The 25,118-nt window shown below is 65.7% G+C and carries 23 protein-coding genes and 1 tRNA gene; 10 read left to right on the top strand and 14 right to left on the bottom strand.

Annotated elements, in window-relative coordinates:
* Positions 1-28 precede the first annotated feature (28 nt).
* From yihA to rpmH, 5 genes are all read right to left on the bottom strand, one after another.
* A complete protein-coding gene (gene yihA / locus RN629_RS07080; RefSeq protein ID WP_407034660.1) occupies positions 29-646 on the bottom strand; it encodes a ribosome biogenesis GTP-binding protein YihA/YsxC in 618 nt (205 codons plus the stop codon).
* 77 nt (positions 647-723) lie between these two features.
* Positions 724-2,421, bottom strand: coding sequence for a membrane protein insertase YidC (gene yidC / locus RN629_RS07075; protein ID WP_407034571.1), 1,698 nt, complete (start codon positions 2,419-2,421; stop codon positions 724-726).
* A 30-nt stretch (positions 2,422-2,451) separates the two neighbouring features.
* Entirely contained in the window at positions 2,452-2,664 is a 213-nt protein-coding gene (gene yidD / locus RN629_RS07070) for a membrane protein insertion efficiency factor YidD (RefSeq protein WP_407034570.1), read from the bottom strand.
* Positions 2,661-3,116 carry a ribonuclease P protein component gene (gene rnpA, locus RN629_RS07065; RefSeq protein ID WP_407034659.1) on the bottom strand — a complete coding sequence of 152 codons (456 nt, stop codon included), beginning with the start codon at positions 3,114-3,116 and terminating at the stop codon, positions 2,661-2,663. Before rnpA ends, yidD begins: the two co-directional genes overlap by 4 nt.
* A gap of 8 nt (positions 3,117-3,124) precedes the next feature.
* Positions 3,125-3,259 (bottom strand): 50S ribosomal protein L34, encoded by a 135-nt coding sequence (rpmH, locus tag RN629_RS07060; RefSeq protein ID WP_007404632.1) that lies wholly within the window; start codon positions 3,257-3,259, stop codon positions 3,125-3,127.
* Positions 3,260-3,461: 202 nt separating this feature from the next.
* On the opposite strand from rpmH, the gene RN629_RS07055 reads away from it, so the two are divergent.
* The 3 genes from RN629_RS07055 to RN629_RS07045 all read left to right on the top strand — a co-directional run bounded on the left by RN629_RS07055 (position 3,462) and on the right by RN629_RS07045 (position 5,455).
* Complete coding sequence (locus tag RN629_RS07055) at positions 3,462-4,970, top strand: YifB family Mg chelatase-like AAA ATPase (protein WP_407034569.1); 1,509 nt, start codon at positions 3,462-3,464, stop codon at positions 4,968-4,970.
* A 77-nt stretch (positions 4,971-5,047) separates the two neighbouring features.
* Positions 5,048-5,311: a hypothetical protein gene (locus tag RN629_RS07050; RefSeq protein ID WP_407034568.1), complete on the top strand. Its 264-nt coding sequence runs from the start codon at positions 5,048-5,050 to the stop codon at positions 5,309-5,311.
* Positions 5,312-5,370: 59 nt separating this feature from the next.
* A tRNA-Leu gene (locus tag RN629_RS07045) sits at positions 5,371-5,455 on the top strand.
* A gap of 79 nt (positions 5,456-5,534) precedes the next feature.
* Here RN629_RS07045 and RN629_RS07040 read toward each other — a convergent pair.
* From RN629_RS07040 to RN629_RS07015, 6 genes are all read right to left on the bottom strand, one after another.
* Positions 5,535-5,879: a hypothetical protein gene (locus tag RN629_RS07040; protein WP_407034567.1), complete on the bottom strand. Its 345-nt coding sequence runs from the start codon at positions 5,877-5,879 to the stop codon at positions 5,535-5,537.
* A 33-nt stretch (positions 5,880-5,912) separates the two neighbouring features.
* Positions 5,913-6,872 carry a FecR family protein gene (locus RN629_RS07035; RefSeq protein WP_407034566.1) on the bottom strand — a complete coding sequence of 320 codons (960 nt, stop codon included), beginning with the start codon at positions 6,870-6,872 and terminating at the stop codon, positions 5,913-5,915.
* Between the two features lie 35 nt (positions 6,873-6,907).
* The gene (locus RN629_RS07030; protein WP_407034565.1) at positions 6,908-7,387 is read right to left on the bottom strand and encodes an RNA polymerase sigma factor; all 480 of its coding nucleotides are present in this window, start codon (positions 7,385-7,387) and stop codon (positions 6,908-6,910) included.
* 212 nt (positions 7,388-7,599) lie between these two features.
* Positions 7,600-8,985, bottom strand: coding sequence for a metallophosphoesterase (locus RN629_RS07025; RefSeq protein WP_407034564.1), 1,386 nt, complete (start codon positions 8,983-8,985; stop codon positions 7,600-7,602).
* On the bottom strand, positions 8,982-11,063 hold the full coding sequence (locus RN629_RS07020) for a glycoside hydrolase domain-containing protein (protein WP_407034563.1): 2,082 nt from the start codon (positions 11,061-11,063) through the stop codon (positions 8,982-8,984). Before RN629_RS07020 ends, RN629_RS07025 begins: the two co-directional genes overlap by 4 nt.
* Positions 11,064-11,088: 25 nt before the next feature.
* Positions 11,089-13,854, bottom strand: coding sequence for a TonB-dependent receptor domain-containing protein (locus tag RN629_RS07015; protein WP_407034562.1), 2,766 nt, complete (start codon positions 13,852-13,854; stop codon positions 11,089-11,091).
* Between the two features lie 245 nt (positions 13,855-14,099).
* Here RN629_RS07015 and RN629_RS07010 point away from each other — a divergent pair, with 245 nt between their 5' ends.
* The 6 genes from RN629_RS07010 to RN629_RS06985 all read left to right on the top strand — a co-directional run bounded on the left by RN629_RS07010 (position 14,100) and on the right by RN629_RS06985 (position 21,223).
* A complete protein-coding gene (locus RN629_RS07010; protein WP_407034561.1) occupies positions 14,100-14,495 on the top strand; it encodes a hypothetical protein in 396 nt (131 codons plus the stop codon).
* The gene (locus tag RN629_RS07005) at positions 14,492-15,502 is read left to right on the top strand and encodes a pyridoxamine 5'-phosphate oxidase family protein (protein ID WP_407034560.1); all 1,011 of its coding nucleotides are present in this window, start codon (positions 14,492-14,494) and stop codon (positions 15,500-15,502) included. The genes RN629_RS07010 and RN629_RS07005 overlap by 4 nt, the downstream gene beginning before the upstream one ends.
* Before the next feature lie 171 nt (positions 15,503-15,673).
* Positions 15,674-19,696: a Pls/PosA family non-ribosomal peptide synthetase gene (locus RN629_RS07000; protein WP_407034559.1), complete on the top strand. Its 4,023-nt coding sequence runs from the start codon at positions 15,674-15,676 to the stop codon at positions 19,694-19,696.
* A complete protein-coding gene (locus RN629_RS06995) occupies positions 19,693-20,277 on the top strand; it encodes a 4'-phosphopantetheinyl transferase family protein (protein WP_407034558.1) in 585 nt (194 codons plus the stop codon). The genes RN629_RS07000 and RN629_RS06995 overlap by 4 nt, the downstream gene beginning before the upstream one ends.
* Positions 20,265-20,804, top strand: a complete 540-nt coding sequence (locus tag RN629_RS06990; protein WP_407034557.1) for a GNAT family N-acetyltransferase — start codon at positions 20,265-20,267, stop codon at positions 20,802-20,804. Before RN629_RS06995 ends, RN629_RS06990 begins: the two co-directional genes overlap by 13 nt.
* Positions 20,801-21,223 carry a DUF2721 domain-containing protein gene (locus tag RN629_RS06985; RefSeq protein WP_407034556.1) on the top strand — a complete coding sequence of 141 codons (423 nt, stop codon included), beginning with the start codon at positions 20,801-20,803 and terminating at the stop codon, positions 21,221-21,223. The genes RN629_RS06990 and RN629_RS06985 overlap by 4 nt, the downstream gene beginning before the upstream one ends.
* A 57-nt stretch (positions 21,224-21,280) precedes the next feature.
* Here the strand turns inward: RN629_RS06985 and RN629_RS06980 are convergent, their stop codons facing one another.
* Entirely contained in the window at positions 21,281-21,847 is a 567-nt protein-coding gene (locus tag RN629_RS06980; protein WP_407034555.1) for a DUF4142 domain-containing protein, read from the bottom strand.
* Between the two features lie 134 nt (positions 21,848-21,981).
* Between RN629_RS06980 and RN629_RS06975 the strand changes: the two genes are divergently transcribed.
* Positions 21,982-22,383 carry a DUF3597 domain-containing protein gene (locus RN629_RS06975; RefSeq protein WP_407034554.1) on the top strand — a complete coding sequence of 134 codons (402 nt, stop codon included), beginning with the start codon at positions 21,982-21,984 and terminating at the stop codon, positions 22,381-22,383.
* A gap of 54 nt (positions 22,384-22,437) precedes the next feature.
* Here RN629_RS06975 and RN629_RS06970 read toward each other — a convergent pair whose 3' ends face one another.
* Complete coding sequence (locus RN629_RS06970) at positions 22,438-24,450, bottom strand: TonB-dependent receptor (RefSeq protein WP_407034553.1); 2,013 nt, start codon at positions 24,448-24,450, stop codon at positions 22,438-22,440.
* Between the two features lie 72 nt (positions 24,451-24,522).
* Positions 24,523-24,846, bottom strand: coding sequence for a hypothetical protein (locus tag RN629_RS06965; protein WP_407034552.1), 324 nt, complete (start codon positions 24,844-24,846; stop codon positions 24,523-24,525).
* Positions 24,847-25,118 lie beyond the last annotated feature (272 nt).

The following is a 25,118-nucleotide window of genomic DNA, read 5'->3' as shown; positions in this document are numbered from 1 at the left end:
ACTGGACCGGCGCTCCATACCGCTTCGCTTAGCCGATCGCCTCCAGCACCGCGGCGCGCAGGTCGGCGATCCCCATGCCGCCTTCGCTGGAGGTGGCGAGGATGCCGGGATGCGCCGCGGGGCGCTTGCGTGCCTCGATCTCGGTGCGGGCGACGACGTCGGCGAGTTCGGTCGCCTTCACCTTGTCCGCCTTGGTCAGGACGATGCGATAGCTGACTGCCGCGCGGTCGAGCATCTCCAGGATTTCACGATCGACATCCTTGATGCCGTGGCGCGAATCGATCAGCACCAGCGCGCGCTTCAGCGCCTGCCGCCCGCGCAGGAAGTCGTTCACCAGGAACCGCCACTGCTTGACCATGTCCTTGGGCGCCTTGGCGAAGCCATAGCCCGGCATGTCGACGAGGCGCAGCACCGGTGGGGTGCCGACGTCGAAGAAGTTCAACTCCTGCGTCCGCCCCGGCGTGTTGGAGGTGCGCGCGAGCCCGTTGCGGTTGGTCAGCGCGTTGAGCAGCGACGACTTGCCGACATTGGAGCGCCCGGCCACCGCGACTTCCGGCACGATCGGATCGGGCAGGAATTTCAGCGCGGGGGCCGATTTCAGGAAGCCGACCGGTCCGGCGAACAGCTTGCGCGCGGCCTCGACCAGTTCCTCCGAAAAGCCGGCGGGCTCGCCGGCTTGCTCTTCGGAGGTGGAATCGGCCGGATGGGGCGTGGGATGCTCGCTCACTTGACGGCGGGCTGCTTCAGGCCCGGATGGCGGGCATAGAGCAGGCGCTGCTGCAGGATCGAGATGCAGTTGGTCGTGATCCAGTAGACCTGAAGCCCGACCGCGAACGGCGCCATCACGAACATCAGCACCCAGGGCAGGATCGCAAAGACCTGCCTCTGCGCGTCATCCATCGGTTGCGGGTTCATCTTGAACTGGAAGTACATCGAGATGCCCAGCAGGATCGGTACCACGCCGATCGCGATGAAGTGCGGCGGGACGAAGGGCAGCAGGCCGAACAGGTTGACCGGGGTCAGCGGATCGGGCGCGGACAGATCCTTGATCCACGCGACGAACGGCTGGTGCCGCATTTCGATCGTGAGCATCAGCACCTTGTAGAGCGCGTAGAAGATCGGGATCTGGATCACCGCGGGCAGGCAGCCCGCCAGCGGATTGACCTTCTCCTGCTTGTAAAGGGCCATGACCTCCTGCTGCATCCGGACCTTGTCGTCCTTGAACCGCTCCTGGATCGCCTTCATCTTCGGCTGGACGGCGCGCATCGCCGCCATCGAGGCGAACTGGCGCTGCGCGATCGGGAACATCAGCGCGCGGATGGTGACGGTCAGCAGGATGATCGCGACGCCGAAATTGCCGATCAGGCGGAACAGCCAGTCGAGATAATAGAAGATCGGCTTTTCAAGGACCCGCAGATATCCCCAGTCGAGCGCGTAATCGAGCTTCGTCGCGCCTTCCTTGTCGGTATAGCGGTCGAGCAGCGCGACCTCCTTGGCACCCGCGAAGAAGCGGGTGGTCTGGGTCACCTGGCGGCCGGGGGCCAGCAACTGCGGCTGGAGAGTATAGTCGGCCTGATAGGTCTGGCCCGCGCCGGCGCGGAACTGGCCGTCGAAATTCTTCGACTGGTCGGGGATCAGCGTGGCCAGCCAATATTTGTCGGTAAAGCCCAGCCAGCCCCCCGTGGTCGTGAAGCGGGTCGGAGCCTTGTCCAGATCCTTCCAGTTCGGGCCATATTGCGCCGAACCATTGTTGACCGACATCGGGCCGACATGGATCGTCCAGCTATCCGGATCGGCCGAGATGCCGCGATTGACATAGCCATAGGCTGCCACCGGCACGGGCGCGGTGCCGCCATTGGCCACCGTCTGCTGGACGGTGAACATGTAATCCTTGTCGACCGAAAGGGTGATCCGGAACTGCTGGCCCTGCGCGTTGGCGGACGACAGCGTGACCGGCTGGCCGGGGCGCAGCACGGGTGCGCTGGCGGTCCAGACGGCGTCGGCGGCGGGCGGGTTCAGCCCGTCGGTACGCCAGCCGAAGCCCGCGAAATAGGCACCCTGCGCGCCCGCCGGCGACAACAGGCGGATCGGCGCCGAATCCTTCGCCACCGTTTCCTTATAGTCGAGCAGCACGAGGTCATCGATCCGTGCGCCCTTCAGATTGATCGAACCCCTCAGACGCGGGGTTTCGATCGCCACGCGCGGGGTCTCGGCCAGCACGATCTTGCGGTCGCGGATCGCGGAAGGAGTCGTCGCGGTCGGATTCGCGGTCGAGTTGGTCAGCGGAACCTGCTTGCCGCCCTCGATCTTGGTCGTGGGCGGATTGCTCGGGAAGAACTTGCTCTGAATGAGCGGCCATCCGAACAGGATCAGCGCCGCGATCACCGCGAACACGACAAAATTCTTGCGGTCTTCGTTCACGTCGAAACCCCAGTTGTGACGCCAGTTACGTCAGGGCACTGGGTCGGGCCCGTGCCCGCCCCAGGGATGGCACCGCGCAATGCGCTTGAGCGCCAACCAGCCCCCTTTGACCGCGCCATAGCGGCCAATGGCCTCTATTGCATAGGCCGAACAGGATGGTTGGTAGCGACAGCTGGGCGGTAAAATCAGCGAAGGGCCGAGTTGCCAGCCCCGCGCGATGAGAATCAGGAGCCGCGCGATCATGACCGCGCGGGCTCCCGGGATGATTCGGCCGCGTGTCGATGCGCGCCGCCGCGCGGACCGCGCCCCTTGCCCCGGCCATGCGGCGTGCGGGGTTCGCCCCGGCCGTTTCCAGGACGCTGGTCGGCGGGGCTTTCCGGCGATGCGGCACGAATCAGGGCCTTGAGCAGCTCGGCGGTGAGCGCTTGATAGTCGCGTTCGATTCCGCCCTGCCGTCCGATCAGCACGTGATCCGCACCCGCAATGCCCTTGCCCGGCAACAGATCACGCGCGAGCGCCCGCAGCCGGCGTTTCATCCGGTTGCGGACGACCGCGTTACCGATCTTCTTGGTGACGGTGAAGCCGACTCGCATGGCGGCGTCACCGTCATCACGCGGGCGTACCTGCAGCACGAAGCCGGGCATCGCCACGCGTCGCCCGCCATTGGCCGCGAGGAAGTCGCGGCGGCGGGTCAGCGTCGTGATTACGCCGACAGCTTCTTGCGACCGCGCGCGCGACGCGCCCGGATCACCGCACGGCCGCCGGGCGTCGCCATCCGCGCACGGAAGCCGTGACGGCGAGCGCGCACCAGATTGCTCGGCTGAAAGGTCCGCTTCATCGTTCATTCCTTGGATACGTCTGAATAAAAACGGCCGCCACGAGGACGGCCTTGGTGGCAAGCCGCATAGGCAAAGTGACCGGGCAAGTCAATCCGCCGTGCCGATGGCGCGTACGCGCATCTGCCTCTTGCAGGGGCCGCCCTTCCTTTGCAGGGAGAGCGGGCGGGCAGGGGGAGCGCTCGCGCAAACGGGGCAAAGCATATGGCGACGATCGTGTCCACCGTGGCCTATCTGGGACTGGAGGCGCGCGCCGTCGAGGTGCAGGTACAGTTGATCGCGGGGCTGCCCGCCTTCAACCTCGTCGGGCTGGCCGACAAGGCGGTGGGCGAGAGCCGCGAACGGGTGCGCGCCGCGATCGCCGCCATGGGCCTCGCGCTCCCGCCCAAGCGCATCGCGGTGAACCTGTCGCCCGCCGACCTGCCCAAGGAGGGATCGCATTTCGACCTGCCCATCGCGCTCGCGCTGCTGGGCGCGATGGGGGTGGTCGATGCCGAACTGCTGGCTGATCATATCGTGGTGGGCGAGCTCGCGCTGGACGGGCGGATCGGTCCGTCGCCCGGCGTGCTGCTGGCCGCGATCCATGCGGCGTCGCTGGACAAGGGACTGATCTGCCCGGCGGCGCAAGGGGGCGAGGCCGGTTGGGCCGGGGGCGGGGCGGTGGTCGCCGCGCCCGACCTGTTGTCGCTGATCAACCATCTGAAGGGGCATTCGCTGCTGCCGCCGCCCGAAAGCGGCGTCGTGGAGGATGCGGTACCCGGTCCCGACCTGTCGCAGGTCAAGGGACAGGAAAATGCCCGCCGCGCGCTGGAGATCGCGGCGGCGGGATCGCACAATCTGCTGATGAGCGGACCGCCCGGTTCGGGCAAGTCGTTGATGGCGGCGTGCCTGCCCGGGATTCTCCCGCCGCTGGATGCCGCCGAGGCACTGGAGGTCTCGATGGTCCAGTCGGTGGCCGGAACGCTGGCCGGGGGGCGGCTGACCCGCACCCGGCCGTTTCGCGCGCCGCATCATTCGGCGTCGATGGCGGCGCTGACCGGCGGTGGCCTGCGCGCCCGGCCCGGTGAGGTCAGCCTGGCGCATATGGGCGTGCTGTTCCTCGACGAGTTGCCCGAATTTCAGCGTGCGGTCCTCGATTCGCTGCGCCAGCCGCTCGAAACCGGCACGGTCAGCATCGCGCGCGCCAATGCGCATGTGACCTTTCCGGCGCGGGTGCAATTGGTCGCTGCGATGAACCCCTGTCGTTGCGGTCATCTGGGCGATGCCGCGCTGGCCTGTGCCCGCGCGCCGCGTTGCGCCGCCGATTATCAGGCGAAGATTTCCGGGCCGCTGCTGGACCGGATCGATCTGTCGGTGGAGGTGCAGCCGGTGCGCGCGCTCGACCTGTTCGCGCCCGCCGCCGCTGAAGCCTCGGCGACGGTCGCCGCGCGCGTCGCGGCGGCGCGCGCGCTGCAAGGCGATCGCTATCGCGACACGCCCGTGCGCACCAATGCCGAGGCGGACGGTGCGCTGCTCGAACGATGGGCGATGCCCGACGATGCGGGACGCGCCCTGCTGATCGAGGCGGCCGAGCGGATGCGCCTGACCGCGCGGGGCTATACCCGCGTCCTGCGCGTCGCCCGCACCATCGCGGATCTGGCGGGGGCCGAGCGGGTGGCGCGCGCGCATATCGCCGAGGCGCTCAGCTATCGCCATCGGTCGCCGGTGAATTGACGGAACGGCGCGATCATGGGACGCTTAGCCAGATGACACCGCAAAGGCGAAAGACATTCGCACGGGCGGCGGGGGGCATGGCGCTGCTCCTGTTCGGGCCACCGCTGACCTGGCTGGCGATCCTGTGGTCGGACCCGGCGGCCTCCGGCCTGCCCCATCCGGCCTTTGCTTATGGTCTGGCCGCGATAGCCGTGGTACCGGGGGCGATCGGCCTTTCGCTCTTGCCTTTGCGGACAAGGACCAAGTGGCTGATCCTGCCATTCTATCTCATCGCGATGGCGGTGCTGCTGTCGGCCACGCTCGTCGGCTTTGTCTGCGTGGCGATGCATGATTGTCCATGACCCGCGACGATCGCCTCTTGCGCGGTCGATCGCCCTCGTCTAGCAGCCACGTCTTCGCTGCCCCTGTGGCGAAATTGGTAGACGCATTCGACTCAAAATCGAACGCCGCAAGGCATGCTGGTTCGAGTCCGGCCAGGGGCACCACTTCCGGTCGAAACCGGGCACCGCGCCGTCTTTGACGCGACGTCCAACGGCGAGGTTGCTGTCCAGCGCAGAGATCGGATCAGGGATGCTGATCCCGCTTATTTTCACACGCGCTGCGTCCACAATTATCTTCAGACAGGCTCAGCGCAGATTGGTGCTCCCGCCGCGTCCTGGGTAACGGCGGGATCGCGCGATGCTCCGCATCGAGCTGGGGAGTAGTCGTGATTGCACTGTGCCGCGCTCCGAAACGACTGCCTTGGTCGTCTGTGATGGTCATGGCCAGCAGCCTGGCGAACCGGCCCGCGTCCACGGCTTCGATACCGTCACGGGCGACCATCGCTTCTTCATGTCGCCACAGCAAGACCAACAGCCAGTCCCCATCACTCACATCAGGCGCATACGGCTTGCCGCCAATGATCCCCATTCTCCGGGGGGCTTAAGTTTGCATTGTCCTGTATTACTTATTTTTTACAAGAACATAATGTTCGTTTCTTTCAATCAAGTGAGAGCCGGACAGATATGCGAGACTCTCCAGCTGACCGCGAGGGTCGCCTGTTAGTCGGAAGCGACCGGCCACGCGTTGCCTGGCGATCGACGGGCTTTCGATATCGATCGTCCGCCCGCTCCAGCGCTGGAATTCGGCGACGAGCCGGGAGACGGGCATGTCCTCGGCCTCGATCCAGCCTTCGCGCCACGCCCCGACCCTATCCGGACGGATATGACTGGGCGTGTCCGGTCGTCCATCGTGAAACTGGCTATGATAACCGGCCTTGACCAGGACAGCGGCCTTTGCCTGATTTTGCGCTTCGAAGCGCACCAGTCCACGTTCCACCGCTAGATCCACGTCCCCGTGTGAAAGCGCCAGGTCGAATTTGGTCCCCAGGACAACTGTCCGCGCCTGTCCCGCCGAGACTGTGAATGGCCGTGCCGCATCATGGGCGACATCGAAATAAGCGTTGCCGTCCGTCAACGTCACTTGTCGACCGCTGTCAGAGAATCGGACCGTGATTCGAGTGTTGCTGCCAAGCATGACGGTCGACCCGTCCTTGAGAGGAACCATTTTCACCTCTCCGGTCGCGGCGGCGAATTCCTGGATCGTTGCAGGCTGGTTCTGCTGTCGCACCGACTGGACGACGACGAGCGTGATCGCGGCCGCAGCCGCGACCGGCAGCGCGACGCGAAACGCGGAGGGGAGCCGGACGGACACACGCCGGGCCCTGCTGCTGACATTGGCCAAGGCTTGTCCGACGACCGGGTCCATGCAGGTGGCATATAGTTCGTCGAAATAGGCCTGGCGCCGCGTGTGACCACCAAGCCAGGCTTCGAAGGCCGATCGATCAAATTCTCCGCCGGAAACGTGCCGCGCAACCCAGATGGCGGCGCTTTCCCGATCAGCTTTTTCGGTGGAAATTGTCATGCCACTCTTTTTCAATGCTATATTGCGCACGGCGTTCAGAAGTCGCGCAGCTTGTCATGGAGCGACAGCAGGGCCCGGGCAACATGCTGATCCACCGCCGCAGGGCTGATATCCAGTTCCTCGCCCACCTGTCGTGAGGGTTGGCCATGCAGCCGACGCCGGATCAGAACTTCCCGCCGCAACGGCGGGAGCGAGGCGAGTACGCGCTCTGCTTTTTCCAGGCGTTGTCGGTGCCGCAACTGATCGAATTGCGATGGCTGTTCCGCCGCCTGATCATTGGCCGGGGTCAGTGCTTCCTCGGCGCGTCGATTGTCGCTTCGGAAATGGTCGCGTATCAAATTCTCCGCAATGGTTCGCGCAAGCCCGCGCAGGTTCGCGATCGCCCGGCCGCGATAGCGGAGCAGGCGGATGAACGTGTCCTGCGAGAGATCCTCGCTCAGCGCATGATCCTGCGTCCGACGATATATCACCTGATAGGCGAAGTCGCGATAAAGGTGGGTTGTGTCGTCGGTCACTCTGCATACCCGTCTTGGACGCTCGGACGCACCTAAGCGGCGTTGATGACAATTCCGTGAGAGAGAAATGCGTAATTCTGAATTTTCATGATTTATTTCAATGTGATGTATTGGGGTAAGGGCGCGCCGGGACGGGCTCCCGCGTGCGATTGTCCGCAGAAGGCTGATGCGGCCAACGGCGGCGGGCCGAGGCGCGAGGCAGATATGCCCATTCAGGAGCCGAGGCACCTCCCTCCGTCGGGTCCGGTCCCTTCGCGACACGTTCGCGCAGTCGGCAACGCCCTCGGCTGCGAAAGCTGCGTTGTCCCGTCCGCCGCCCGATCGAGATCGAACGAATCATAGAGATCTCCGGTCGCCGTATAGGCGCGGTAGGAGAGACGATCGGCGGTGAGGTCGATGGTTTGGTAGAGTTGCGTATCGGCGGCAATCTGGTCCGGGGTGGGTGCCTTTCGGCCGGTCAGCGCATACATCTTCGGGCCGGCGACCGAGACGAGATAGACCGGGCCGGCCGTGATCTTGGTCATCCGTCCGGCCTTGCGCCGGGTCTTGCCACGGCTTTCGCTGATCCGGCTGTAACAGTGATCGTGGCCCTGCAGGACCAAATCGACCCGGCGCTTGCGAAAGATCGGCACCCAGGCCGACAGCAGCGGTTCGGCGTCGGTCTTGCGCGAACAGCTATAGACTGGCTGGTGCTGCAACACGATCTTCCACCGGGCGGGACTGTCCGCAAGCACCCGATCAAGCCATTCCGCCTGCGCCGCGAGCGCATCGAGTCCGAGCGCTGCCGTTCCGTCGAGCGCGACGATGCGCGCCCCGTGATAGTCGACATAGTAGCTGGTGCCATGGGCAGCCCCCGCCGCCACGCCATTTTCGGGAAGCGCGAACTGGGCCGACCATAGGGGGCCCAGCCGTCGCCGCTGACCATCGGCATCGCGCAGATATTCGTGATTGCCCGCCGCCGGCAGTTGCGGCACCATCGCATAGGCGAAGCCGCCGGCGGCAACCCATTCGCCCCATTCCCGGTCGCTGGCCGTCTCCGTCATATCGCCCGCGTGCAGCACCAGGTCAGGCGCGGCGCGCAGCAGCGCGCTGCGGATCGTGCGGGACGCCTTGGCCAGGATGTGGTTCTGGACATCGCCGAGATAGAGCAACCGTACCGATCCGGTCGCGCCGCGGTCGGCGGTGCGGAACTGCAGCCATTCGCTCCACCCCTCTGCACCGCGCAGCCGGTAAACATAGGGTTTGCCCGGCATCAGCCCGGTGAAACGCACCGCGTGATAGAGGCCCGCGCCGCCGTGATCCGCCACCGGCTTGGTGGTACCATGGACGTCGCGTGCCCTCATCTCGATCGCGGAACTGCCGATCGATGGTGCGATTTGCGCGGCGGCGTCGGTCTCTCGCAGGTCGGTACGCCAGGTGACGGCCATGCCGGTCGAGGCGTCGGCGCCCGGTGTCAGCACGATCCGGTCGGGCAGCCCACCCGGCCGGTCTTCGCCGGCGAGCGCATTTTCGACCATCTGCGGGGCGATCGCCGATGTGCCGGCGGCTGCGATCGGTAGCAGGAGCAGGGCTGGTAGCATATGGACCATGGCGTTCATTTCTGCCTCTCATGGCGATCGGTCGCCGTGGCATGAGGCCGATCGGTCATTGCAATCACCAGCTTGCCGCCGCGCATCAGCGTTGCATGGGCGATCCGCAGCGCGGGGAGGGGCCTGCCGGCGAAGCGCGCGCTTGCCACGATCCGGCCGTGACCGTGGCGTTCGATCTCCAATGTCCGCCCGTCCGGCAGGGCAATGACCGCGCGGAGGAAGGTGGGGGCGGAAATCAGATACCACGGCTCGCCGATGACCAGGGGATAGAGGCCCAATGAGGCCCAGACATACCAGCCGGCCATCGTGCCGACGTCATCGTCCATACCCTCGGCGAAACCCGCCGGATCATCGGCAAAGCTGCGCCCGATCCATGGCCGGATTCGCTTGGCGCGATTGGTGTACCAATGCTCCATCGGCTGGTTCAGGATTCGATCGACGATCGCCTGGGTCCGATCCGCTCTACCGATCAGCGTGAACAGATAGGGAGTGTGAATGTCGGGCTGGTTCGTCATGTTGAAGAGCTTGCGGTCGAAGAACCTCGTGAGTTCGCGACCGAAGCGCTCGCGCCCCAATGCCGTCTCGATCAGCCAGAGCAGGTCGAAGACGGGAGCCCAGCGATATTGCCAGATCGTGCCCTGATACAGGCCGCGCGCCTTCACGACATCGCCATCGCGGGCGGTGGGATCGCGGAACACGCTGTTCCACTCGGGCCGATAGGCCGTCGCAAGCTGGCGGAAGCGGTCTGCTGTCGCGCCGTCGCCGATATCGTGCGCCAGTTCGCTGACCGCCCAGGCGTCATAGGCGGCCTCGATCCGGCGATCGGGCGATTGGACCGCCCCATGGGCGATCTCACCGGCCATCAATGGCAGGATCTGGTCCGGCGCGAACCCGCGCAAGCCCTTGCGCCAGTAATCGAGCAGGATGATGCCGGCATGCTCGGTACGGATGGTGATGAATGGTTCCCGGTCGGTTGCGCGCTCGGTCTTGCCAGCGCGGTAGAGTTCGGCGATCGACGCCGCGACATCCTGCGCGCGGCGTGGGTCGAGCAGCGCGATCAGCGGCAGCTGCGTGCGGTAATTGTCCCAGATCGACCAGCCGGTATAGCGGTGATGCCCGTCCGGAGCGCGAGCCATGTCTCCGTTCGACAGCCGATAGCGGCCATCATCGTCATCGATGCGCGTCGGACTTTGCATCACGCGGAACAGATGGGTGTAGAACAGGCGGCGCTGCTTGGCGGTGCCCCCGCTGACGCGCACGCGACCGAGCTCGCGCTGCCAATCCTCCGCAACCGTCCGTCGCAGGGACGCGAATGGCTGATTTCCCACGCCCACAGCCAGCGCCCGGCGGGCGGACGCAATGTCCGTCACCGAGAAAGCCACGCGCAACTCGATCGCATCCCGCGGGTGGACCGGGATGCGAAAGCGAAGCCGGTTCCCGGATGTTTCATGGCCGATATCGGGCAGCGCGATGCCATTTCGCGCGAGGGTCGCCGCGAACGCGAGCCGATAGGCGCCCCGGTCGCACACGGACGTTGTCGACATCGTCCCGGCCAGCTGCGACGCGACGCGATGATCCCACGACGCGCCGAGACGCGTGGTATATCCATGGCGCGGATCGATCACGATCTCCGCGATTCCCGCCTTGGAGAAGATGAAGCGCGACACGCCCGTGCGATCGCGAGCGACCAACTGCGCCTCGATCGGGATCCGTCCATAGCGCACCCGATACCAACCGGCGCCGGCGGCCTCGCTCGCCTTGTCGATCGGCCAGCGATCGCCGTCCCCGTCATATCCGGCGGCGACGAGCAGATCGCCACCGGCGCCGCCGCATCCCACGCCCTGCGCGCGGGTGTGCGAAAAGCCGCGCAATTCGCTGGCGCGATAGTCATAGCCGGCGTGGCCGGCCGGAACGGTGTCCGGCGAAAGCTGCACCATCCCATAGGGACCGGTGGCTGCCGGCGCGAGTTGCCCATGGTCGCCGGCCGTTCCCACGAAGGGGTTGACCGGTGGCCATGGCTCCCGCGCCATGGCCAGCGTGCTCGCCATCAACGGCAAGGCAAGCGGCCACAAGCGCGAGCTGCGCATTCTCCTCTTCCTCCCGCCGCGTGCGTCAGAACTTGCGGGTCAGTGTCAGGCGGAAATTGCGGCTGTAGATCGGGCGGCCATAAATGGGGGTCGGCGTCCCCTGACCATTGATCTGGTCGGAGCGTGGATTCCCTTCGTTCATGCCATAGGCATTGAAGATATTGTCGCCGACGACCTGGAGGTTCCAGGCATCGCGGTTAAGCGAAAAGCCGAGCGTGACGCTCTGGTAGCCGGGAAGCGCGGTGGTGTTCTTCACGTCGGTCCAGCGCCGCCCGACCAGATTGACCCGCGAAAAGAGATTGGCTCCGACACCGCCGACATCGAAACTGAGCGTCGGCATGACATAGCCGTAGATCTTCGGCTGGCGGATCGGCGTGTTGCCGTTGACGCTGAGCAACGCGCCGCCATACCGGTTGGTCAGGTTGGACAAGGTGGCGTCGTTGTACGTCATGCTCATATCGAGCCGGAAAAAGCGTGTCGGGCCCCATGACGCTGCGACTTCGACGCCGGGGCTCTTCGACGTGCCGATATAGGTCAGATTCTGTTCGACCAACCCGGTATTGGGATTGATACCGCCGTCGGCCGCCATGAACGGCGAGTAGATCGTGTAAAAGCCGGTGGCGAACACCTGAAGCTTTTTCAGGTTCAGCTTCAAGCCCAGTTCATATTGTTCGGCGTCGTTCTTCGACAATTCATTGTCGCCGGTAGCGACATTGTCCGCGGCGACGCGCGATGCGCGCGCGGCGCGGGCGTACATTCCGACCAGACGGGAGAATTCGTAGTTGGCAGCGATCGTCCAGTTCATCGAGCTGAAATTCTCGTGGCGTTTTTTGCGCTTTCCGGTCAGATTGACGATATTGTCGTCGGCCAGCGTTTCAGACCGTCCGCCGTTGATGCGGTTGGACAGCGTGGCGCTGCCATCATAATCATAGAATTCGTAGCGAATTCCGCCTTCCAGCCGGAGTTTGTCGGTAATATCCCAATTGTCCGAAGCGTAGATCGCGATGAGGCTGGACGAGGTGTTGGTCCGCTTGTTGGCGGTCGCATAGCGCAGCACGCCCTTGTCGGTGACCGAGCCCACCATTTTGCCGCCAGCGGACATGGCGACCATATCGATCTGGCGCCCGTTCGCGCGCATCTCGAAGAGATGATCCTGGTAAAGTTCGGAATAGTCCTGGAAATATTTCGACGCGAACACGCCGATTGTCGCGTCATGCTTGCCGATCCACTCGAACTGCCGGCTGATGCGGATATCGTCCATGAACGCATGCGCTTTCACCTCGGCCAGGCGATATTGCGCCTCGACCACCAGTCCCATGGTTGTGGCGGGATCGAATGGTTGGCCATTGCCGCTATATTGATAGGCCAGGCTGACATCCGATCCGAACGCCTTTTGCGCGGCGGCGAGGAATCCGTTTCGGTACTTCACGGCATCTTGCGGATTGCGGGTCGAATACAGCGCATCGAATGCGACGGTCATATCGGTATAGCGGAACTTGTTGACGAAGAGCCATCCGTCCCCGAACTCCTTGTCCAGGAGAAGATCGAAGCTGTATGTCTGATTATAGCGCCCGTCCGACAGGTCGCGACGACGGTCGATGATGACGCCTTGCTCGGGCGAGATCATCTTGACGTTCTTCAACTCGGACGACCCGAGCATGCCGGTGAACGGATCGATCAGCTTTGCGAGCGAGACCGAGGGGTCGCGCGGATCGGCCAGCGGCACCGGCATATAGAGACCGTTCTTGTCGTTCATATACCTGAACCCAAGCGTGATCTGGCCGCCGTCGATCGCCTTCGTGACGTTGGCATGGAACTGGCCCCCTTGGTCCGCGCGGAAGCCCATGTCGCGATAGCCTTCATTGTATCGATAGAAGCCGCCCGCCGCGACGGTCAGTCCGGGGGCGATCGGGCCGGAATAATAGCCGTCCAGACGATAGAGACCGACATCGCCGAGCGTGAGTTCGGCCGCGCCCTCGGGCTTTTCGGTGCCGCGTCGGGTCTGGACGTCGATCAGTGCGATGGCGTTCGATCCGAACACGGCGGAGGGGCCGCCGCGGACGATTTCCGCCCGGCGGGTCATCAGGTCGGTGCGGGTCATCGCGTCGCCCTTGAAGAAGCCGATGCCGCCGGAGTCGGGATAGAGCGGCATGCCATCTTCCAGGATGGCGACGAAGCTGCCTTCGTTCGGAATACCCCGCACGCGGTAGACATTCTGGACTTCACCGGCGTTCGATTCGGAATAGATGCCGGGCGCACGCGACATCAGATCGGACAGATTGACCGGGGCCAGCTTGCGAATGGCGTCAGAGTCGAACGACGTGATCGCATAGGACGCGTCGAACTGCACCTGCGCGCGGTTCGAACCGGTCACGATGATGTCGTTCAGGTCGACGGTCGTCTCAGGATGCGCCTGACGGGGCGTATTCCGCGCAATGCGCTGCGGCGCGGGTGCGGCGGCGGGCGGCCTGACATTCTGTGGGGATGCGGCTGCCATTACGATAAAGCCATCGCTGCCGCGGCGAAATGCCAGTCCCGTCCCCCGCAGCAATTGTTGCAGACCGTTTTCCGCACTGCGTTTGCCCGCGACGCCTGCGGTGTTGCGCCCGCGCAGCAGCTTTGAGTCCGCCAGCACCGGAACCCCGGTCTGACGCGAGAATGCCCGCAAGGCCGGTTCGAGCGGCCCCGCGCCGATCGAGAACTGGGTCAGGCTTTGTGCGGATGCGGGAGCAACCGCCCCGATAGCGACGGCTGTGCAGGTCGCAAGAATCGTCAGGTCGCGAACGTTCATGATGTGCTTCCCCCCGGGTGCAGTGGCGGACGCAGAACCGGTGCGTCCGTGGTCCGAGAGCGAAACGTTCGCGTTCGATGAATCTGACGAAAATCTTTCGACCGGCCAGCCTTCCCACGCGCTGCGGGCGCGATGGAGGAATGGCGGCACGAACATGCCTTGTCCCCGTGGCCGACACCGGCTATCCAGTTACGAACGACTCGCAATAAGCGTCGAAATGAGGGGGCAAGCAGAGAGTAGTATCGATGACCGTCCAGTTTCCTTCCCCCTCCACCGACACGATCGCGCCGGCCGAGATCCTGGTTGCGGCCGCGCGGTGCTGGCGGGATGCTTGCGATGAGGGCGAGCCGATCCAGCCCCGCCTCGCGCGCATCCTGACGGACCATGGCTGCGCGATGTTGGCGCCGGTGCTCGATAGTCTCTATCTGTTCTACGAGTCCGCGCTTGGCCGGCGGATGGCGGTGGGGAACGCGCGGACGCGATCCGAGGATGAGGACCAGCTGGTCGGGCTGGTCGACGGCTCACGCCCCCGCGCCTGCCTCGATTGTGGACGCGATGCGGGGCGGACGCTCGATTGTGCGTTGTGCTCGACGCGGATCATGCTGGCCATGACGCTGGGATCTCCGACGGCGGTCCAATGAGCGGGGTGATCGACACCGTCGAGGCGCTGGAGGGTGTGATCGGCAGGACCCCGGGTGCGATGCACCTCAAGGTGATCGACCATCTCGACGCCGGCGCGCTACGCTGGATCGGCGCCACGCCGTTCATGGTCGCCGGTGTCGGTGACGCTACGGGCATGGATGTGACGCTCGGTACCGGCGCACCGGGCTTCGTCGATGCCGAAACGGGGGCGTTGCACCTGCCGATCGCGGCGTTGGACGATCCCGCCGTGATGCGGCCCGGCGCCGCATTCGGGTCCCTGTTTCTCATTCCCGGGATCGGCGAAACGCTGCGCGTCAACGGCCGGGTGATCGCCATCGGTCCCGATAGCATCCGGATCGCGGTCGAGGAATGCTACGGCCATTGCGCCAAGGCGCTTATCCGGTCCGGCCTGTGGTCGGCCGCTCCGGTCGATGCGCCGGACGATCCCGCGACCTTCGTCGCTGCAAGCCGTTTCCTGGCCTTGGCGTCCTTTGGCGAGGCGGCGCGCGCGGACCTCAGTCCGAAGGGCGACCCGGCCGGTTGCATGGCCCGGCTGGACGGGGGCACGCTGTGGTTCGCCGACCGCCCCGGCAACCGCCGCGTCGATAGTTTCCGGAACATCCTCGACCAGCCGCGTGTCGCGCTTGCCTTGCTGGTTCCCGGTGCCGACGCCGTGGCGATCGTGCGGGGGGCTGCGCGTCTCACCACCGACGCCGATGCGCGCGCCAGGTTCGAGGTGCAGGGCAAGACGCCGTTGCTGGCGATCGCGGTCCGGATCGAGCGGATCGACCTGCGGACCAGTCCCGCGCTGCGACGCGCGGCGCTCTGGCCGGTCCATCCCGGCGCGACCGACATCGACCCGTCCAAGCTGTTCGTCGAGCATATCAGGCTCAATCGCAATGCCGGTCTCGGAGCCAGGCTCGCCAGCGCGGCGCTCGCGGTTCCGGGGGTACAGGGGCTGTTCAAAAAGGGCCTCGACAAGGACTATCGCGACAATCTGTATTGATGTCGGCCGCGTCAAAGGACGGCACGGGCGGCACGACGGTCGCGAGGATGCGGTAGTGGCGTGGCACGCCATATCCATCTATCATTCCTGTGAGAGTCCGGGTCTTGGCCGGGGATCGTCGGGCGGCTTTGAGCCGTTTTCGTTGTTGCTGTTGCGTGAGAAAGCTTGTCCATGCCCGTCGAATCGATGCCGCCCCGTGACTCGGATTCCATTGGGCTCAGCATCCACGCATCGATCGCTCCGGCATCGGCGCTACGCCCTGGCGAGCCCTATGCCCGCGACGAGTTGCTGCACGAACTGTTCGATGCGACGGTGGGCGATCATGGCGGTGCGGTCGCGGTCCAACTGATCGGCGCCGATGAGGAATATGGACGGGTCACCGCGTGGACCTATGCCATGCTGGCGCGGCGCAGCCTGTCACTGGCGCATCGCCTGCGCGCGCTCGGTATCGGCAAGGGCGACCGGGTGGTCCTGTGCCTGCCGCGCGGGCTCGACCAATATATGGCCATATTGGGTGTGCTGCGCACCGGGGCGGCCTATGTCCCGGTCGACTGGGGCTATCCGCAGGACCGCATCGCCTTCATCGTCGAGGATAGCGGCGCATCGCTGACCCTGACCAACAGCAGCCGGGCGGGGGAGATACCGGGCCGGACGCTGGCGATCGATGCCGCGCTGGGCGATCTGGCGGCCGAGCCCGATGCGCCGCTGGACCGCGCGGTGACGGGGGCGGACCCGCAGGACCTGGCCTATATCATCTACACCTCGGGTACGACCGGGCGGCCCAAGGGCGTCATGATCACCCATGCCAATGCGTGTCATCTGGTGCGCAGCGAAAGCGCGATCTTGGCACTGGCGCCCAGCGATATCGTGTTCGGCGGGTTCAGCCTGGCCTTCGACATGTCGGTCGAGACGATGTGGAGCGCGTTTTTCGCGGGCGCCCGGCTGCTGGTCGCGACCGAGGCCCTGGCGAGCAGCGGCCCCGATGTCGCGATCGCGCTGGCGCAGCAGGGAACGACGGTCTGGCATGTCGTGCCCTCGCTGATCGCGCTGGTCGAGCATCCGGTGCCCAGCTTGCGCCTCATCAACATGGGGGGCGAGGCGTGCCCGCCCGACCTGCCGCGTCGCCTGGCGCGGCCGGGCCTGCGGTTGCTCAACACCTATGGTCCGACCGAAACGACGGTCACCGCCACCTGGACCGAGGTGCAGCCGGGCAAGCGCATCACGATCGGCAAGCCCTTGCCCGGCTATACCGCATGGATCGTCGATGAGGCGTTGCAGCCGGTCGAGGCCGGGCAGGAGGGCGAACTGGTGATCGGCGGTCCCGGCGTCGGCGCGGGCTATGTCAACCGACCGGATTTGACGGCCGAGAAATTCACCCTGACGCCGTTCGATACCGTGTCGGGCGGGCGTGAGCGCATCTATCGGTCAGGCGATCTGGTGCGGCTCGATCCGGCCGGCGACATCGACTTTGTCGGGCGTATCGACACGCAGGTGAAGATCCGCGGCTTCCGGGTCGAACTGGCGGAGATCGAGGCGGTGATCGGCGAAGCGCCCGGTGTCGCCCAGGCCGTGGTGCAATTGTTCAACGACGCCGATGGCGCCGAATTTCTGGCGGCCTTCATCGTGGCGCGGACCGGCGAGACGGTGGACGTGGCGGGGTTGAGGGCGCGGGTCGCCGAGCGGCTGCCCAATTATATGCGCCCGGCCGCCTATCAACTTCTGTCCGCGCTGCCGACCTTGCCCGCGTCGGGCAAAGTCGATCGCAAGGCACTGGTAAAGCCGGAGATCGTCGTCGACACCGGCCGCGCGATAGAGCCGCCCACGACGCCGATGGAGGAAAAGCTCCATCCGATCTGGGCCGAGGCCTTCGCGCCGCAGCCGGTATCGGTGCTGGACGATCTGTTCGAGGATCTGGGCGGCCATTCGCTGAAGGCCGCGCGACTGGTCTCCGCGGCGCGCAAGGTGCCCGGGCTTGAGGGGCTCTCGCTCGAAGACCTGTACGCTGCGCCGACCATCCGCGCGCTGGCGCTGCGCATTGGCGGGCAGGCACCGGTGGCGGTCGCGACGGAGGCCGATTTCCACCGCGTTCCCGCCTGGAAGCGCTGGATGTGTGTCGTGGCGCAGACGCTGGCGCTGATTCCCATTTATGGCCTGGCAGGGCTGCAATGGTTCTCGCCCTATATCGCCTATACCCATCTGGCGGCGCGGATGAACCGGATCGATGCGCTGATCCTCAGCGCGTTGTTCTTCACCATCATTCCCGTTGCCTCGATGCTGTTCTCGATCGCGGTCAAATGGGTGGTCGTCGGTCGGTTCAAGGCGGGCGACTATCCGCTCTGGGGCAGCTATTATTTCCGCTGGTGGCTGGTGCGGCGGATCATCGCGGTCACGGCGACGCCCTATATCGCGGGCACGCCGATGATCCGGGGCTATTACCGGATGCTGGGGGCGAAGATCGGCCGGCGTGCCTATCTGGGCAGCGGGATCATCGACACCGCCGACCTGTTCACCGCCGGGGATGACGCGATCGTCAGCGATCTGGCGGTGATCGCGACCAGTTCGGTCGAGCGGGGTCTGTTGCGGCTGGGCCCCGTGACGCTGGGCGCGCGATCCTTTGTCGGGTCGCAGGCGGTGGTGGGGCGCGACGCGTCGCTGGGCGAGGATGCGGTGCTTGACGACATGTCGGCGCTGCAGACCGGGAAGGCGATCCCGGCGGGCGAGCGGTGGACGGGATCGCCCGCCGCCTTTGATCGCAAGGTCGAATGCGGCGTGGCGCGGCCGCGGCATGGTGCGTTCGGCCCGGCGCTGGGCCTGCTGCTCGGCGCGCTGCTCCTGCCGATCATCGCCATCCTGCCGATCGCGCCGGGCCTGATCGCGCTGATCGAACTCGATTGGGAGACGACGGGATACAGCTATGTCCTCGTCTCCCCGCTGCTGGCGACGACCTATATCGTCATGATGTGCGTCCTGACCGTGCTGGCCAAGCGGCTGATCATGGGACGCGTAGCGCCGGGCACCTATGCGCTCAACAGCTGGTTCTATGTCCGTTACTGGATGGTCAAGCAGATCAACGATCTGGCGCTGCGGCTGCTGCACCCGATCTTCGCCACGCTCTATGTCATCCCCTGGTACCGGGCGCTCGGCGTGAAGGTCGGGCGGCGCGCGGAAATCTCGACGGCCAGCGCGATCGTCCCCGATCTGGTGGAGATCGGGCAGGAAAGCTTCATCGCGGACTCGGTCATCTTCGGCGCGGCCCGGATCGGGCATGGCACGATCGAGCTGGCGCATACCCGGATCGGTCGCCGCAGCTTCATCGGCAACTCGGCGCTGCTGCCCAGCGGCGCGCAGATCGGCGACGAGGTGTTGATCGGCGTATTGTCCAAGCCGCCCGAAGATCCGGTGCTGGCGACCGAGCCGGGCAGCACCTGGTTCGGGTCGCCCGCGATCAAGCTGCCGGTGCGGCAGGTGGCGACGATGTTCGACGAGGGTGCGCGGTTCAATCCGTCGCGCGGCCTGATCGCCACCCGCCTGTCGATCGAGGCGATCCGCACCACCCTGTCGCTGACCATGTTCCTGGTGTTCTTCAGCCTGTTGCTGTCGGTTGTCGGCGACCTGGACGATCTGGAGCGCGGCGGACTGGTCATCGCGACGAGTTTCCCCTTCCTCTATATCGCGTTCTGCCTGGCCTGTGGCGGGTTCGTGCTGGCGCTCAAATGGGCGGTCGTCGGGCGCTACAGGGTGATGACCGCGCCGCTATGGAGCACGTTCGTCTGGCGGACCGAACTGGTCACCGCGACCTATGAGAATCTGGCGGTCGCCAATCTGCTCGAACCGCTGCGGGGGACGCCGTGGATCGGCTGGTATCTGCGGCTGATGGGGGCAAAGGTCGGCAAGCGCTGCTACATCGATACCACCGACCTGACCGAGCATGATCTGGTGACGATCGGCGACGATGTCGCGCTCAACGACTATGCCGGGCTCCAGACCCATTTGTTCGAGGATCGGGTGATGAAGGTCGGCGCGATCCGGGTCGGCGACCGGGCGACCATCGGGTCGCTGGCGATCGTGCTGTACGATGCGGAGATCGGTGCCGATGCCCAGTTGGGCGACCTGTCGGTGGTGATGAAGGGAGAGACGCTGCCCGACGGCACCAGTTGGGAAGGCAGCCCGGCGCGGATCGTGGTCGAGGCGTGAGGCCGATCTGGCATCACGGGCCGCTGGCGCGGCTGGATGCCGACGGCGCGGTGCCCGTCCTATGGCGGGTCGCGGATGCCGGGGCAGGGCGGCGTCATCCGGCCGTCGTCGCGCTGATCGCGCATCTCGCCGGGATGGCGGAGGCCGATATCCGGCTGGCGCGCCACGCCACCGGACAGCCCTGGGTCGCGTATCCCTCGGGCTGGCATGTCTCGCTGTCGGGGCGCGGCGGCCATGCCCTGATCGCGGCGGCGCGGCAGCCGGTCGGCGTGGACCGGGAACTGGTCGAGGCCGATCCCCCGCTCTGGGACATGGTGACGCGGGACGAGGCGCGCGCGATCCGTGCCCGGCCGGCGCTGGACTGGCCGCGCGAATGGGTCCGGCGTTGGACGATCAAGGAAGCCTATGCCAAGCTGGTCGGCGAACCGCGCCGGATCGCCCCCGAGGCGATCGATACCCGGTTGATCGACCGGAATCGGGCGATGGCGTGGGGCGAGGGCGAGGCGCTTGGATGGAGCGAGGATCGTGGCGACGCGATCGAAACCCTGGTCTGGTGGGAGCGTGCACGATGCCCGAACTGATCGTCCGTCCCTATGGTCCGGCCGACCGGGCGGCGGTGCTGGCGATCCTCGACAGCAACCTGCCCGAATTCTTCGGCAGCGGCGATCGCGAATGGCTGGAGGAGACGCTGGATGCGCCGGATGGCCCGGCGTTTATCGTCGCGATCGACGGCCGGCCGGCGGCATTTGGCGGCTATGAGCTGTGGGAGCATTATAACAAGGCCTTGCTCTATTGGGGCATGGCCGCGCGCGATTGTCATGGCCTGGGGCTCGGTCGCCTGCTGTTGGAGGAAAGGCTGTTGCATGTCGCGTCGGCGGCGCGGCCCGCGACGCGCTATGTCACCGTCGACACCTCGCCGATGATCGCCCCCTTCTTCCGGCGCTGCGGGTTCGAGCAGACGGCGGTCTGGCCGGAGGGCTATCGCTCGGGCATGACCATGCATGAGCTGCGCTTCGACCTGTCGCGCGTGTCGCTGGCCGAACTGGAGGCGCGGCGCGATGCGGCGCTCTCGACTGCCCGGGCGGCTGTGCAAAGAAAGACCCGATGAACGAACCCTTAAGCGCGGCGGCGCATGTCATCCAACTGGCGCTCACTCCGATTTTTCTGCTGACCGCGGTCGGGGCGCTGCTCAATGTCTTCGCGACGCGGCTGGGCCGGATCAGCGATCGCATTCATCTGCTGAAGAAAGAGGGGCGTGTCGCATCGCTGGAGATGCAGCGGCTACGCGTCCGCTCGCGCATCCTGGATGTCGCGGTGACACTGGCCGCCGCTGCCGGGGTGATGACCTGCTGCGCGGCGATCACGCTGTTTTTCGGGGTGCTGCGCGACTCCGGCCATTCCGCGATCCTGTTTCTGTTCTTCGGCGGCGGACTGGTCTGCGCGGTCGGCGGGCTGAGCTGTTTCGTGTCGGAAATCATCCTCGCCGGACGCATCCTGCGCGATGACGAGAGCGATCCAGCCGGGTGACAGGGGAGGGGGCGTCCCGCCCGGCCCGCATATCGGACCGGGCGGGATCGGGATGGCTCAGGCCTTGAGGCCCTTGGCCATGTTCAGATGCGCGGCGACCGTCGGGGTCAGGCCGGTCGCAAAGCTCTTCAGTGCCGGAGCATCGCCGGTCGCGGTATAGGCCTTCAGCACGTCGAGAATCTGCTGATGGCCCGCAGTCTGCTCGGCGATATAGGCCTTGTCGAACGCGGTGCCGTTCAGCGTCTTGAGATGGTCGAGCTTCTGCTGTTGTTCGGCGTTCAGCGTCGCGCTGGGGGTGACGACCGGGGCCATGCCGGCGGTCGTGGCCTTCAGCTTGGCGGTCGAGGCGGTATGCGCCTCGATCATCTTGCGCGCATAGGCCTTGACCTGCGCCGATGCGCCGTTCGTCAGGGCGAGGCGCGAGGTTTCGATTTCGAACGCGTCGCTGGCCGCCACGGTGTCGGCGAAGCTCTGCGCCGCGCTCGGGGTCGGCGCCACGGCGTCCGGCAGGCTGGCGGAGACCGTGTCATTGGTCATGTTGGTCTGCGCGGCGTCCTTGTTGCGCCCGCAGGCCGAAAGGGCCAGAAGCGCGGAGGCGGCGAGGATGGTGGCTCGGAAGGTCATGGCGGAAATTCCCTGAAATTGCGTCCCTCCGGCCATAAGCGCATCAGCCTTCGGGACGTTCCCTCAAGTCGGACGGAGCCAATCGGGCCGGGCGTCGTTCAACCCCCGAACCACCGCGACGAAGGAAGGTTGAGATGAGCATCTTCGGCAATATCATGGGTAAGATCTTCCACCACAAGCAGGCGGCGCCGGCCACGCCTGCGCCGACCCAGTCGGAGCCGACGCCCGCGCCAGAGACCGAGGCTCCGGTGCTGGTGGCCGCACCCACCCCCGCGCAGCCGGTCGATGTCGGCGCGGTGCTGTCCGAAATGGCGTCGATGAAGAATGGCGGCGGCAATTATCAGAGCTCGATCGTCGATCTGCTCAAGCTGCTCGACCTGGATTCCAGCCTGGCCGCCCGCAAGGAACTGGCCAATGAGCTGAACGTCCATGCTGGCGAAGACGGCTCCGCCGAACAGAATATCGCACTGCACAAGGCGGTGATGGCCAAGCTGGCCGAAAATGGCGGGGTCGTGCCCGACAGCCTGCGCCAGTAAGCGTAACGGTACGCGTATCGAAGGGGGGCGGGGCCGACCCGCCCCCCAATTGCGTCAGTTGGTCGCGATGCGCAACGTGACCATCAGGCGGCGGCCCGGCATCACCACCTGATCCTTGTTGAGCGCGGTCGCCAGGCGCTGCACGTCGTTCGTCAGATTCTGCCCGACCAGCGCCAGTTCCATGTTCGGATGGCTCGCGAACGGCCGCATCGCCAGCTTGCCGTCGAGCGAGACATAGGACGGTGTCGGCGTGTCGAACGCGCCATATTTGTCCTGCTTGCCTGCATAGATCAGGTTGAACCCGGCATCCATTCGGTCGCCCATCCAGTTCAGGCCCGCGCCCAGCCGATAGGGCGGGATGCGGGGCACGTTGCCGCCATTGTCCAGCGTGGCGCGGGTATAATCGGCCAGGACGTTGAAACGATAGACTCCGCTGGGCGTGTGGACCAGGTCATAGCTGGCCTCGCCCTCGACGCCGCGGAAATGCGCCCCTTGCTGGCGATAGTTCAACTCGCGCAGATCGCCCGTTCCGCCGACCGAACAAATGCCGGCATCGTCGCAGGTCCGCCCGGTCAGGTCGCCATAGATATAGTTGGTGAACCAGCTGCTGTAGATGCTGCCGTCGAAGCGGAAGCCGCCCGAACGGACGCGCATCGTGCCCTCCAGCGAGTTGGCGCGCTCGATTTTCAGGTTGGGGTCGCCGGTCTCGAACGTATTGGGGCCGTCATGCCCGCCACGGGCGAACAACTCGGTCAGAGCGGGCGCGCGGCCGGTGCTGGAGAAGGTCGCGCCGAACTTCAGACCCGGCGTGACCTCGTACAGCGCGCCGATCGCGCCGCTGAGCGGCGTATAGCTGGGCGAGACGAAATTGCCCGCGGCGGGCGTGCCCTGAAGCCGGACATGCTCGACACGGCCGCTCGCCTCCAGATGCAGGCGGTCGCCGATGCGGGTGTCGGTGAACAGATAGCCCGCAAAGCTCTCCATGGTCGCCGGGAAGAGATAGCTGCTGTCCTCTCCGACCGCCGAGAAATCGCGGTGCTGATATTCGAAGCCGAGCGCCGAATTGTCGATGAAGCCGATGCGGTTGAACAGCAGTTCGGCGCGGGCATTGTATTCCTTGTTGCGGAAGGTCGTGTCGATCGTGCCGTCCGGCTCCTTCTCGTCATGCGAATAATGCGCGTAGCTGCCGTCCAGGTTGAACCGCTGGAGCAGGCCGCTGCCAAGCGCGAAGGACGACCGCGTCATGATCTTGGTCTGGCGCATGTCGATATAGGTCGTGTCGCTGGGGATGCCGTATTTGGCGTCATATTGGGTGACCGCGGCGCCGATATGGCTGCCATTCTTGGCGCCGAAGAAATAGGAGCCGCCGACCGACCCGCCATAGCCGCGGAAGAAGGAATTCTGCTGCGTGCCCAGCGGCGTGTCGTAATTCCCCTCATGGCGGCCAAAGGCATCGGCGTGCAACGCGAAATCGCCCATCCGGGCATCGACCAGCCCGGCCCCCTGATACAGGTCGGACACAGTGCCATAGGTGCCGTCCAGTTCCGCCGATAGCGGCTTGTCGGACAGGCTGGTCGGCACGCGGTTGTTCAGCACGTTGACGACGCCGCCGATCGCCTGGCTGCCATAGCGCAGCGTGCCCGCGCCGCGCACCACCTCGATGCTGCGCGCGGCGAGCGGATCGACGGGAATGCCGTGGTCGGGGCCGATGTCGGACACGTCGGACGCGCTGGTACCGTCCTCCAGGATGCGGACGCGGGTGGCGTCCATGCCGCGGATGATCGGGCGGCTGGCACCGGTGGCGAAGCCGGTGGTGGAGATGCCCGGAATCTTGGCCAGTGCGTCCGCGATGCTCGCACCGCCTTGCATCCGGATGTCCTCGGCATCGACCTTGGCGACGATGGCGGGCGTGTCGTCGCGATCATGCGCGATGGGCGAAGCGGTGACGACGATGTCGCGATTCGTGCCGGGATCGTTCGCGGAAGGGGCAGGGTTGGCCTGCTGGGCGAAGGCGCAGGCGGGGAGGAGGGCGGCGATCGCCGCGCCGGCCAGAAGGATGGGACGCATGATATACTCCGAAAGGTCTTGCAAAAGAGGCCCGCTTCGCCGGTTCTGGGCGATGACAACGGGGCGTGTCGTTCAGTGGAGCAAGACGGGTTCCGGTGGGGCGCGGCTGCGCCAGATATGCGCGCGGGACCGCAGGACCGAGGCGATGAATGCCGCCAGCGCGATCGCCGTGGCGACGGGGAGCGGCTCTGCCAGGCTGTCCCATGTGGTGGGCAGATAGGGCTCGGCCGCGGCTGCCGCCTGGCACAACAGGCAGGGTTCGTCGGTCGTGGTCACCGACATGGACCGTGGGGGATCGCCCGCATGAATGGCGGGGCCTTGCAGGGCATGCCGATGCGCGCCCACGACGATGCCGTCATAGACGAGCGCGAACAGCGCCAGCAGGCTCATGAGCAACAGACCGGGTCGTAGGCGACAGGCTATGTGAAATCCCCCTTCCACGGCCCCTTCCAACCCGTTCGCGCCTTTCTCCAAGCTGAATGAACGATATGTTATCATATCGCAGTTTCGAGTCATGTTGTCCGGTGTCGAGAATATTCTTCTAGCATTACAGTTGCATATTGATCGGAATTCTGAATCAATAGGTCTCCATGGTAAGGAGGCCGTGGATGGCGGGCGCATCGATCGAGACGACACTGGAGCTGTGGGCGACATCGCTGCGCGATGTG

This window comes from Facivitalis istanbulensis (assembly GCF_040560405.1).
GTDB classification, from domain to species: Bacteria; Pseudomonadota; Alphaproteobacteria; order Sphingomonadales; family Sphingomonadaceae; genus Sphingomonas; species Sphingomonas istanbulensis.
Note: the sequence above shows the minus strand (reverse complement) of the source record. Positions and strands in the feature narration are given on the sequence as shown.

Coding starts and splice junctions, on each gene's coding strand:
- yidD (WP_407034570.1), bottom strand. CDS start 2,664: ATGATCGCGCGGCTCCTGATTCTCATCGCGCGGGGCTGGCAACTCGGC.
- rpmH (WP_007404632.1), bottom strand. CDS start 3,259: ATGAAGCGGACCTTTCAGCCGAGCAATCTGGTGCGCGCTCGCCGTCAC.
- RN629_RS07055 (WP_407034569.1), top strand. CDS start 3,462: ATGGCGACGATCGTGTCCACCGTGGCCTATCTGGGACTGGAGGCGCGC.
- RN629_RS07050 (WP_407034568.1), top strand. CDS start 5,048: ATGGCGCTGCTCCTGTTCGGGCCACCGCTGACCTGGCTGGCGATCCTG.
- RN629_RS07040 (WP_407034567.1), bottom strand. CDS start 5,879: ATGGGGATCATTGGCGGCAAGCCGTATGCGCCTGATGTGAGTGATGGG.
- RN629_RS07035 (WP_407034566.1), bottom strand. CDS start 6,872: ATGACAATTTCCACCGAAAAAGCTGATCGGGAAAGCGCCGCCATCTGG.
- RN629_RS07025 (WP_407034564.1), bottom strand. CDS start 8,985: ATGAACGCCATGGTCCATATGCTACCAGCCCTGCTCCTGCTACCGATC.
- RN629_RS07020 (WP_407034563.1), bottom strand. CDS start 11,063: ATGCGCAGCTCGCGCTTGTGGCCGCTTGCCTTGCCGTTGATGGCGAGC.
- RN629_RS07015 (WP_407034562.1), bottom strand. CDS start 13,854: ATGAACGTTCGCGACCTGACGATTCTTGCGACCTGCACAGCCGTCGCT.
- RN629_RS07010 (WP_407034561.1), top strand. CDS start 14,100: ATGACCGTCCAGTTTCCTTCCCCCTCCACCGACACGATCGCGCCGGCC.
- RN629_RS07005 (WP_407034560.1), top strand. CDS start 14,492: ATGAGCGGGGTGATCGACACCGTCGAGGCGCTGGAGGGTGTGATCGGC.
- RN629_RS07000 (WP_407034559.1), top strand. CDS start 15,674: ATGCCCGTCGAATCGATGCCGCCCCGTGACTCGGATTCCATTGGGCTC.
- RN629_RS06990 (WP_407034557.1), top strand. CDS start 20,265: ATGCCCGAACTGATCGTCCGTCCCTATGGTCCGGCCGACCGGGCGGCG.
- RN629_RS06985 (WP_407034556.1), top strand. CDS start 20,801: ATGAACGAACCCTTAAGCGCGGCGGCGCATGTCATCCAACTGGCGCTC.
- RN629_RS06980 (WP_407034555.1), bottom strand. CDS start 21,847: ATGACCTTCCGAGCCACCATCCTCGCCGCCTCCGCGCTTCTGGCCCTT.
- RN629_RS06975 (WP_407034554.1), top strand. CDS start 21,982: ATGAGCATCTTCGGCAATATCATGGGTAAGATCTTCCACCACAAGCAG.
- RN629_RS06970 (WP_407034553.1), bottom strand. CDS start 24,450: ATGCGTCCCATCCTTCTGGCCGGCGCGGCGATCGCCGCCCTCCTCCCC.